Source organism: Wolbachia endosymbiont of Drosophila tsacasi (genome assembly GCF_028982115.1).
GTDB lineage: Bacteria > Pseudomonadota > Alphaproteobacteria > Rickettsiales > Anaplasmataceae > Wolbachia > Wolbachia pipientis_B.
This window is the reverse complement of sequence record NZ_JAPQLJ010000050.1, coordinates 33,072-37,835: the sequence shown is the minus strand read 5'-3', so window position 1 is coordinate 37,835 and position 4,764 is coordinate 33,072. Positions and strand designations below refer to the sequence as shown.

The following is a 4,764-nucleotide window of genomic DNA, read 5'->3' as shown; positions in this document are numbered from 1 at the left end:
TAGACTTCTTTCAAAATTGAGAGAAGGAGTGTAAGATGAAATATTTGAAAGGTGAAATATAAAGAAATAAAGGAGTTAGAAGGAGAAAAATTTCGACGTTTAACAGGTGTAAAAAAAGCAACATTCGAGAGAATGGTAGAAATTCTGGATGAGGAAGACAGAAGAAAAAAAGCTAGAAGCGGGAGAAAAAGTAAGCTTTGCGTAGAAGACAGGCTACTTATGACACTGGAATACATAAGAGAATATCGCACATATTTTCATATAGGACAAAGTTATGGCATGAGTGAAAGTAACTGTTTTAAAATAGTAAAGTGGGTAGAGGACACATTAATAAAACATCCAGATTTTGCATTACCTGGGAAAAAAGATCTATTAAATAGTAGTGTAAAATACGAAGTTTTGGTAATAGGTGGAACTGAAACCCTAGTAGAGAAGCCAAAAAAAAGCAAAAACGCTTTTACTCTAGAAAGAAAAAAAGGCATACTATAAAAACACAAATAGTAACAGAGAAGAAGAGTAAAAAGGTCATTTGTACATCTTTTTCAAATGGTAGGAAGCACGATTTTCGGATATTTAAAGAATCAAAGGCTGCCGGGAACTAAAATCTTAGCTGATGCTGGCTACAGAGGAATGCAAAGGATAGATAAAAATGTTGAATTACCACACAGAAAAACGAAAAAGAATCCGTTGAGCAAAGAACAAAAAAGAGAGAACAGAGCTCTTTCTAGCCAAAGGGTAATGGTTGAAAACTTAATTGGCTTATTGAAAAGGTTTAAAATCATCTCGGACAGGTATAGAAATAGACGAAAACGTTTTGGTTTAAGATTTAATTTGATTGCTGCCATTCACAATTTTGAGCTCTCACATGAATTTTGAAAGAAGTCTATTGAAACAAGAGTCCAGTGTCAAGCACTGGAATGACACCTAGGGGGCTTGGATGACACCATTCTTTTTTCTGGATCCCAGTGTCTGGGCACTGGGATGACAAAAAAGGGGCTGCTCTGATGACGAGAAAGGGGCTATTCTGATGACACCGTCATAAAGGAACCAGTGTCAGCTACTTTCATGACATCATTCTTTTTCCTGGATCCCAGTGCCTCATTCCCCTGTCATCCCAGTGCGTGACACTGGGATCCAGAAAAATTGTAAACAAACTCACTATACAACATTTTCGATCAAAAGCTGGATCCCAGTGTCAAGCACTGGGATGACACCATTTATTGTAAGGACTTACCTCACATTTACTCTATGGTCTTGCCGCTATCCTGAACAGATACGAATGAAAGTCTTTTTATATTTGTCTGAGCATCAAAGAGGTTTGATTGGTGTGATACGTTTTCTATCGCGCCTGGCTGCAGTGCCCAGCGTCAAGATCTGATGAACAATGTTCGCTTGCCAGCTTTCGCTTCAATATTTGCACAATTGTGCTAGATCCCCTGCATAACCTGCTTTAAAATATCTTCTTGTTGCTGAGCATGAACACTAGCATAACCACATGCAGGAGATGCAGCAGCAGGTCTTGCAATACACTTAGGTCTTTTTGCTTGAATATTGAGATCAGATAACGCTTCTTCTATTAATGGGTTAATAAAAAACCATCCTCCCATATTTTTTGGTTCTTCTTGACACCATATAATTTCAGCATTTTTGTGCTTTTTAAGTTCGTTACTTAGTTTATCAGCAGGAAACGGATAGAATTGTTCTAAACGCACTACTGCTATGTCATTTATTTTTTGTGTTTCAAGCATTTCAATTACGTCGTAATAAACTTTGCCACTACATATCATAACTTTGCGTATTTTGTCATTTAAAACTAAACATGTTCTATGTTCTGGAATTACCGCGAGGAATTTTCCTTCAAAGTCAGACAGGTCAGAAACTGCTCTTTTGTGACGCAGTAGCGATTTAGGTGTAAATACTACCAAAGGTTTACGAAAGTCCCTATGAATTTGCCGGCGCAAAACGTGAAAGTAATTTGCCGGAGTGGAACAATTAACTACCTGCATATTATCCTCTGCGCAGAGTTGCAAAAATCTCTCTATGCGAGCAGAACTATGTTCAGGTCCTTGTCCTTCATAACCATGAGGCAAAAGTAAAACTAGACCACTTGATCGCAACCACTTTGTTTCTGCAGATGCAATAAATTGATCGATCATAATCTGCGCGCCATTTGCAAAATCACCAAACTGCCCTTCCCAGAGCACCAGTGAGTACGGAGAATCTAGGCTATATCCATACTCAAAGCCCATTACAGCATACTCAGATAGTGCGCTATCTATAACTTCAAAGCGAGCTTGCTTTTTATTTATATTATTCAGTGGAATAAATGCTTCTTCTGTTACTTGATCAACAAGCCTTGAATGACGGTGCGAGAAAGTGCCACGACCAGAGTCTTGGCCTGATAAACGCACTTCTATCCCTTCTTTAAGTAGCGATGCAAACGCAAGACTTTCAGCAGTTGCCCAGTCTATATTTCTACCGGAATTTATACTGTCTGTTCTTCCATCGAGTATTTTTCTAACTTTATTGTTGATATTAAAACCGTTTGGGATATTGCTATTTATATGCACACCTAGTTTTTTTAGCTCACTCGGTGAAACACCAGAGTCCGTATAGTATTCGCTCAAATCGTTCAATCTTGCTCTTCTTAATTTTGACCACACTCCATCAAACCAGTCAGCTTTTCTTGGAGTATAAGCCGATGATTCAGTAAGGCTTTCATCCAATCTTGCCCTGAATTTGCTGCGCAATTTATTTACTTCATCGCTACCTAATACTTTCTCTGCAGTCAACTTCTCTTCGTATAGCGTTCCTGGAGTTTTATGCTTTGATATCAGCTTATACATGAGTGGCTGAGTGAAATTAGGTTCATCGCCTTCATTATGACCATATTTGCGGTAGCATATTATGTCAATCACCACATCTTTTTTAAACTTCTGCCTATATTCCATTGCCAGACTTGCAACAAAATTTACTGCTTCTGGATTATCTCCACTTACGTGAAATACTGGGGCTTCTATTGATTTTGCTACATCAGTGCAATAAAAAGAAGATCGCGCACAGCATGGGTTTGCAGTAAAGCCAACTTGGTTATTAATGACAATATGTACAATGCCATCCACCTTATAGCCTTCAATATTGCTTAATGTCAGGGTTTCAGCAACCACTCCTTGCCCAATGAAAGCTGCATCGCCATGAATCGATATTCCAAGCACAGACCTCGTATTTTGTTTTGCTCTTATTCTTCCAGCTAAAACCGGATTTACCGCTTCAAGGTGAGATGGGTTAGGGCATAAACTCAAATGTATTTTTTTACCACCAGCAAGTGCGCGATCAGAAGAATAACCAAGGTGATATTTAACATCACCAGACACCTCAAGACCACCTGGATATGCAAGATTACCTTGAAACTCAGATAGCATTGCCGCATATTCTTTGCCCATAACTTTGGTCAGAACATTAAGTCGTCCGCGGTGAGCCATGCCAAGAACTACTTCTTCAATGCCAAAAGTCGCGGAATCACTAATAATTCTCTCAATTGCAACAATAGTTGACTCTCCACCTTCGATAGAAAAACGTTTATATCCAGGAAATTTCATATGGAGAAATTGTTCGAACATTTCAGATTCGATCAAGTACCTCAGTATTTCCCTTTTATCTTGTGAGCTCAGTGTATAGGTTTGATTTTCGATCTTTTCCTGCAGCCACATCCTCTTCTCATAAGAGGAGATATGCATAAATTCAAAACCGATATTCTTGCAGTAAATATCTCTGTAGATTCCAGCATCACTCGTTGGAGAGAGATTCGAATATTTTTGATAGTCTACTTCTTGACTTGCGTTCTGCGACAATGGGTTAAGGTCTGCAAAAAAATGACCATAAGATCTGAAGAAATTTGCCAGATCAGAAACTGAATCATCTGCTTTGACTGCATGCTGTGCACCGCAAGACTCCGCTTTATTAACTTCTAAATTGCTTGAAAAAATTCTGTACCAATCTTCCCCGATTGATTTATCGCCCTGCAGATAACGGCTATACATTTCTTCCACAAATTCTGCATTATCACCATAAAGGCAGCTTAAACTTGGCATAATTACTATATAAGATATCAAATAATTATATTATACCTTAAGTTTTTTAAAAAAGAACTCCTATAGTTTCTAATTATTAAGTTGCACTTACAGCTGTACGAACATTGTGCTACTAGTAGGGTGTCATGCCAGTGCTTGACACTGGTTTACTCTATAATGGCAGTGCTCCTTTCTTGTCATCCGAGTAGCCCCTTTTTTGTCATCCCAGTGCCCAGACACTGGTTCTTTTTTTCTAGATTCCAGCGTCACACGCTGGAATGACAGCAGTTCTACGTCATACCGCCGCGGTATCTCTTAGCCGCTAACAAGTAACGGTATGATGATTCTTCAAATCGTCAAGGTGTCATCCAAGTAGCCTTCTCTTCCTGTCATCCCAGTGCTTGACACTGGGATCCAGAAGACGTAATTTCAACCAAGTGGCTGCATAATAAAGGCTGGATTCCAGTGCCAAGCACTGGAATGACATCACAGGGGCACTGGAATGACACCTCTCTTGGGCTCTTTTAGCTATAAATATTTAAGAAATTTACCAAATAAAAAAAAGGCAAAAGAAGACCTGGTCATTGTCTATTTTCTGTATTGGCGTTTTTTAAGTCTTAAACACTGCAATTTAGCTGCTTTTAAGTGCAACTAACCTTAGCTAAAATGTTTAAGAAATTTACTAAGCAGAAAA

General features: G+C 38.7%; 3 protein-coding genes and 1 pseudogene. 2 read left to right on the top strand and 2 right to left on the bottom strand.

What is annotated here, in order from left to right; translation table 11 throughout:
* The first annotated feature begins 51 nt into the window (after positions 1-51).
* Positions 52-876 (top strand): annotated as a pseudogene (locus OZD70_RS06010) (IS5 family transposase).
* Between the two features lie 217 nt (positions 877-1,093).
* A complete protein-coding gene (locus tag OZD70_RS04335) occupies positions 1,094-1,378 on the top strand; it encodes a hypothetical protein (RefSeq protein WP_275021142.1) in 285 nt (94 codons plus the stop codon).
* 49 nt (positions 1,379-1,427) lie between these two features.
* Here OZD70_RS04335 and OZD70_RS04330 read toward each other — a convergent pair whose 3' ends face one another.
* Positions 1,428-4,091 carry a 2-oxoglutarate dehydrogenase E1 component gene (locus OZD70_RS04330; RefSeq protein WP_275021141.1) on the bottom strand — a complete coding sequence of 888 codons (2,664 nt, stop codon included), beginning with the start codon at positions 4,089-4,091 and terminating at the stop codon, positions 1,428-1,430.
* Between the two features lie 123 nt (positions 4,092-4,214).
* Positions 4,215-4,340, bottom strand: a complete 126-nt coding sequence (locus OZD70_RS04325; protein ID WP_275021140.1) for a hypothetical protein — start codon at positions 4,338-4,340, stop codon at positions 4,215-4,217.
* Positions 4,341-4,764: the final 424 nt, after the last annotated feature.

Coding starts and splice junctions, on each gene's coding strand:
- OZD70_RS04330 (WP_275021141.1), bottom strand. CDS start 4,091: ATGCCAAGTTTAAGCTGCCTTTATGGTGATAATGCAGAATTTGTGGAA.